Below are 5,947 nucleotides of genomic sequence, written 5' to 3'. Positions count from 1 at the left end.
GGGGCGGCCGGAGCGGCGTTGGGGTGGGGGCGGGGTGTGGTTCTCTTCGTCAGCCAACGTTGATTCCCTTGTAGGCCTGGCTTTCGGCCGCCTTCAGGTCCGGCCGGTTGGTGGGGACGTCGCTGATGTAGGCGACGGCGGTTCCGTCCCCGAGGTCGAAGACAGCCACTGTCAGGGTAAGCACCCGGGCGGTCACCTTGGACGATTTCGCGGTCACCGTCTGCTGCACGAACCAGCCCGACTTGCCCGACCGCTTCACCTCGCCGTTCGCTCCGGCCTTCCGGGTGATCTGGATGTTGCCGTACATCGAGGCCGGCACCTCGTTCGCCAGCGCCAGCGCGGTCGCCTTCGGATCGCCGCCATACCGAGACTGATTGCCCAGGGCACCGACAAAGATGTCGGCGTACCAGTTGTTGGTCCCGTCGAACTTCTCCTGCAGCACGAGGTACTGCCCGCTCGAGTCGAGCAACTGCGGTACCAGCCGCTTGCGGTCCGACCACGTCCCGGTACGGCGCGGGAACGAGATCGCGGTCGACGCAATCCGCTCGCCCTCATGCAGCTTCGGGTTCTTCGACTGACCGGGTTTGACCCCGCCCGGTGGGATCGTGGGTTGGTTCGTCGGCGGCGCCGGGGTGGGATCAGCCTTCTTGTCGCCCGAATTCGTGATCATGAAGACCGCGGTGACGATCAGCAGGATCAGTGCGACCCCACCGCCGATCAGCAACGGCAGCTTCGCGCCCGAAGGCCCACCACCTCCACCGGACGGCTTCTTCGTCGCACCGGCTGGTTTGGTGGCCACCCCAGCCCCGTCAGCACTTGGCCCGGAACCCCATCCGCCAGCCTGCTGCCCGCCACCCCATGGCCCGCCCTCAGTTGGCGTAGTAGGTGCACCACCTTGCGCAGATCCCCAGGAGGCTTGCTTCTGCTCACCCCAAGGCCCGCCGGCAGCCTGCGCATCAGCCTGGTCTGGCTTGGTGCCCCAACCAGTCTCATGCTGATCGGCCCAAGGCCCACCATCACTCTGTCCAGCACCCCAGGCCGCAGCCGCGCTCTGCTCGCCCTGCCCAGCACCAGCCCCCTGTACGCCGCCCGCCGCCTGCTGCGAACCCCAAGAGCCCGCACCCGTCTGCTGACCATCGGGAGCCTTCGCGCCCCAGCTGGGACCCTGCTCCTGGCCGTCGGGCGCTGCGGCACCCCAGCTAGGACCCTGTTCATGGTTGTCAGGAGCCTTGGAGCCCTGGTCAGGGGTCTGTTGTTTGCCGTCAGAAGCCGCACCGCCCCAGGCAGCAGGCTGTTCCTGGCCGTCGGGAGTCTTGGCTCCCCAGCCAGCGCTCTGTCCGCCAGTTGCCGCCGCCGCGACGCCCCAGTTCTGCTGGGTCGGGGCCTGACCTAGCTCCGGATCCACGCCCCAACCCGACTGCGCCTGAGTAGCCGCTGGCGCCGGATCTGGCTGCGAACCCCAAGCAGGCTGCGCTGAGTCGCCCGAGGGCTGCGCCCCCCAGGTCGGCGCGTCCGGTGTGCTCTCATCACCAGACGCCTGCGTGGCCTGTACCTGCGCGGGCTGTACCTGCGTGGTCTCGCTGTCCGGCCCGTCACCCCGCTCAGCCTGGCCCTCGTCCGCACTGGGATCGCGCGGTTGCCGAGCCGGGTTCGGAACCTCGGTCCAACTCACGTCAGACCATCCCGGCTCACCACCGCCCGCCACCTCAGGGGCAGGCTCGACCTCACCGCCGTCTCCAGCAGTGGTCTCCGGCGTGCCAGCCTGCTGAGCGTCGTGGCCAGCCTCAACACCCCAACCAGCGGCGCCAGACTGCGACCCGGTCGCCGGCTCCGCGCTCCAGCCACCGGCCGATGCACCGCCGTCCTCACTGCCCCAATCACCGGCCGCACTAACCCCAGCCGCTACATCGCTGCCACTCTCGACGCCCCAGTCACCACCGGCGTCATCACCCCACGACCCCGTGCCGGCCTGTGCGTCCGCCGTACCAGGGCTGTTCGGTGTACCAGCCACATCTGCCGCACCAGTCGTGTTCGGCGTACCAGGGCCGCTGGCTGTGCTGGCACCGCTCACGGCTCCGGCGCCGCTCGCAACGCCAGTGCCGCTCGCCGTACCAGCCGCATCCGCCGCACCAGGTCCACTCGCCGTACTGGCACTGTTCGCCGCGCCAGCACCCGCAGTGTCGGGCGCGGGCACCTCGTCCGGAGTACCGGCCTCGCCCGTGGCGTCAGCCAGCCGCAGCTTCCATCCGTTGGGCGCTGCCTGCTCCGAACTCTCGGGCGTAACAGCACCCTCCGGCGCCGACTCAACGACGTCCGGCACCGGCTGCTGCGTCCAGTGCTCCGGGGGCGCCGGAGCGATCTCCGGTGCGTTCCAGGTGGCCCGAGCGCGCTCGAACGGCGTCAGCCCGTCTTCCCCGCGGACCTCACCGGCATCCTCGCCGCCGTCGACCGGTCCAATCGCGGCCGGCCCGACCGCAGTCAGCCGCGGTCCACTCTCGCCCGCCGCAGCATCCGGATTCGGCCACCAACCACCCTGCTGCGGGGGAGAGGTCGAATCCCACCCCGCCTGCGGAGTCGTCGCACCCCAGGCCGGTGTCCGGTCCGCACCGGACGACGTAGCTCCCCACCTCTGCTCCGACCCCGTCTGCTGAACAGATGTCGCCTGAGCAGGCGTGGGCCGAACAGACGTGGGTTGTACCGATGTCGGCTCAACAGGCGTCGGATCAACAGACGCCGTCGAACCCCAAGCCGGTTGGACGTCGTCGCCGGACCCGTCGCCGCCAGTCTCAGGCGCGGCGGGCTGGCCCTCGTCCGGAACCGTGCCCTTCTCGGTCCGATTGGTCCACTGCTTCCCGTTCCACCAGCGGATGGTGTCCGGCTGCCCGGTCGGATCCGGGTACCAGCCTGCGGGAGGGTTGCTCATGCGTTCACCGTAACTTCAGCGCGTGTCAGAAAGTACAGGTTCCGAGCCTCAGACACCGTCCTCCTGGCCCAGGCTGAACGCTGCCTCCAGGTCATGGGTCGAGTAGGCCCGGAATGCGATGTGCGTCTCCGTGCTCAGTACGCCGGGAACCCGGTTCACGTGGTCCGGAATCACCGTCGCCAGGTCGTCGTGACGGGGAACCCGGATCATCGCGATCAGGTCGAGCCCGCCGGTCACTGAGTAGACCTCGCTGACGCCCTCGATCGCCGCCACCTGCTCGGCAACCTCCGGGATCCGCGCGACATCGGCCTTGATGAACACGATCGCGGTGACCATGTCGTCCTCTCCCTCGAAGCACACTCGGACCTGCCGAAGCATAGTGGCGACCACCTCGAATCCCCGCGCCGAACCCACCAATTTGGCGCAATCGAACAGATGTTCTAATATGTGCCCATGACGATTCACTCGGCCTGCGCCCCCGGCGAGCGACAGCTCGCCGGGGCCTTCGCGCGCCGAGCCGGCGAGCGGCTGACGCCGACCGCCCCGCCGGATTCCTGCCCAGCAGCCATCTTCGTCCCACCCGTCGATCCGTTCGAGATGCCCGATGACGTGTATGGCGATCTGTTCGGTCTGGACGATCCTGAGGCGCCGACGATGCTCAGCGAGGAGAATCTGTACGACGACGACCTCCCGCCGATGACGGCGATCGACCAGCTGGAGTGGGAGCTGTGGGCAGGGGTCGAGCAGGACGATGCCGAGCGATTCATGCTGCGCCAGTCGGCACCCGCCTGGGTGTTCCTACCGCCCGGTGGTGAGCTGGCGACGGCGCTGGAGTCGGTTCGCATCAAATGCCTGTCACCGATGGCGCTGATCGAGTTCATGAAGGCGACGTCGCGCCTGGTGTCGTGGGCCGAGGCGAACAAAGCCGGTGCGATGGCATCGTTCTTCCGCCAGCGCAAAGCGGAGGCGGCCGATACGCCTCGTCCGAAGGTGATCGATTCCTCCGGCAGGCCGGTCGATCCGGAGCGGTCCTGGGCCGCCGAGGTCGGCGCTGCGCTTCACCTGTCAACGAATACCGCGGTGCAACACATCGATACCGCCCTGCACCTGACAGGTCCCCTGGCCGCCACCCTCACCGCACTGCGAACCGGCGCTCTCTCGCACTCGAAGGCCTTGGCGATCTCCGAGGCAACCCGTGCCTTGTCCGACGAGGACGCGCAAGCAGTCGAGTCCCACGTTCTGCGGCGCGGCGCCTCCCAAACCCATGCCAACCTGCGTCGCTCCCTCCGCCATCAGGTCGCCAAGCACCAAGCCGATGTCGAAGTCGACCGGCACCGAGAAGCCGTCCGCGAACGCACGTGCAAGCTCGTCCCGCTCCCGAACGGCATGGCCGGTCTCTGGATCGTCCACACCGCCGACAACATCCAGAAGATGTGGGTCGTGGTCCGAGCCATGGCCGACCTGGCCAAACGCCCCACCCCTGAGTCGCCGCAGTCTCCTGCCGCCACAGCCCCGCCCACGGCAGCCGCGGAGGCTCCCGTGCCCACGGAGCCTGCGCACTCGCCCGTGCCGACAGGACCCGCGCAGGCGCCCGCGCCGACGGAGCCCGCGGAGGCTCCCATGCCCACCGAATCCGATGCCGACGCGCACTGCGGACCCACCGCATCAGCCGGAGACGTGGGAGCGGCAACCCCTGGTGAGCCGATGCCCACCGCTGCGTTCGCCGATCCCGAGGCAGTCGCAAACCCCGCCGGCCACGCGGCATCCTCGGCATCCCGGGCACCCGCTGAGTCCACTGATACCGAGCCCGAGCGGCTCACTGCCAAGGCGACCACTCAGCGCGACACCAACAAGTCGAAGCCACCGCAGCAAGGGACGCCGCCCCATGACAATGCGCTGCAGGAGACGCCGCCTCGGGAGACGCCGCCTCAGGAGAAGCAACCGCGAGACGAGCGGACAGCTGAGCAACGGCGGGCCGATTCGGTGGCCGACCTCTTCGAGTACATGCTCGAGAACGGGCTCGACTGGCTGGGACGCCGCCTGCCGGATCAGCACCGCCGGCGCCCGCATATCGAGGTACTGATCCCAGTAGGCACCCTGCTGGGTCTCGACGACGAGCCCTGCGAACTCACCGGATACGGACCGATCCCCGCCGAGATGGCACGCCGGATCTCCGAAAGAGGCACCTGGAGGCGTCTGCTCACCGACCCGGCGACAGGTGTCGTCCTCGAAGCCGCCACGACCCGCCACGACCCCAGCCCGATGGTCAGCGAGACCCTGCTCGCTCGCCATCCGGTCTGCGCCTGGCCCGGTTGCAACCGGGCGTCTCGCGAATGCGACCGCGATCACGGTACGCCGTTCGCCGTGTCGCAGCGGACCAGTCTGTCCGGGCTCGCGCCGTACTGCGAGTACCACCACGTCATCAAAGACACCCCCGGCTGGGGCTGGCGCACCGAGAATCACCCCGACGGCTCAGTCACCCTGACCGCCCCCACCGGCCACCGCTACACCACAGTTCCACCCGCCCGAGGCCCCATCACCCGTCAGCCCAAGACCCGAGACCCCGAATCGCGCCGCGACTGTTCCGGCTCGCGGTCTTCACCCGCAGGTCAGCAGCAGAGGACGTCGACCGATCAATCTCGCGACGATCCACCGCCGTTCTAGGCGAGTCAGGCAAGACGACTGCAGCGTCGTCTTGCCTGAACCCTGCGGCGAGTGCCCGCGTGAATCCTGCGGGCGTGTGTGCCTGGGCTCGGTCGTCGGTAGGCGCTAGGCCGTCGGGGCAGCTCGGTGGTGTATCCGGACCGCATCTCTGACGCGGTTGATCACCCTTGCAGGAGCCCATCGAGTGCGGATCCCATCCATGGACGCTTTGATCGCTGGCGTCGGACTCGCCTGACCGTGACTCGTGCGTGCCGGGCTGGCCGTGCGGGACTCGTGCGTTCCCGATTGCGCGGGTAGGAATTCCTCGTGCCGGGCTCAGCGTATGGGGGTCCGGTCGGGTCGCTTTCAGCTGGCTCGGGC

The 5,947-nt window shown here is 68.7% G+C and carries 3 protein-coding genes; 1 reads left to right on the top strand and 2 read right to left on the bottom strand.

Going from position 1 to position 5,947, the window contains the following annotated elements; genetic code table 11:
* Positions 1-49 precede the first annotated feature (49 nt).
* Positions 50-2,923, bottom strand: coding sequence for a hypothetical protein (locus E1263_RS41660; protein WP_132177879.1), 2,874 nt, complete (start codon positions 2,921-2,923; stop codon positions 50-52).
* A 48-nt stretch (positions 2,924-2,971) separates the two neighbouring features.
* The gene (locus E1263_RS41655) at positions 2,972-3,259 is read right to left on the bottom strand and encodes an Lrp/AsnC family transcriptional regulator (RefSeq protein WP_132177881.1); all 288 of its coding nucleotides are present in this window, start codon (positions 3,257-3,259) and stop codon (positions 2,972-2,974) included.
* Positions 3,260-3,376: 117 nt separating this feature from the next.
* Between E1263_RS41655 and E1263_RS41650 the strand changes: the two genes are divergently transcribed.
* Positions 3,377-5,587, top strand: coding sequence for a DUF222 domain-containing protein (locus E1263_RS41650; RefSeq protein WP_132177877.1), 2,211 nt, complete (start codon positions 3,377-3,379; stop codon positions 5,585-5,587).
* The last annotated feature ends 360 nt before the right edge of the window (positions 5,588-5,947 follow it).

This window comes from Kribbella antibiotica, assembly GCF_004349055.1.
Classification (GTDB): Bacteria; Actinomycetota; Actinomycetes; order Propionibacteriales; family Kribbellaceae; genus Kribbella; species Kribbella antibiotica.
This window is presented reverse-complemented; position numbering and strand designations above follow the sequence as displayed.

Bases quoted from the DNA above. Each gene is read 5' to 3' on its own strand.
- E1263_RS41660 (WP_132177879.1), bottom strand. From the start codon at position 2,923: ATGAGCAACCCTCCCGCAGGCTGGTACCCGGATCCGACCGGGCAGCCG.
- E1263_RS41650 (WP_132177877.1), top strand. From the start codon at position 3,377: ATGACGATTCACTCGGCCTGCGCCCCCGGCGAGCGACAGCTCGCCGGG.
- E1263_RS41655 (WP_132177881.1), bottom strand. From the start codon at position 3,259: ATGGTCACCGCGATCGTGTTCATCAAGGCCGATGTCGCGCGGATCCCG.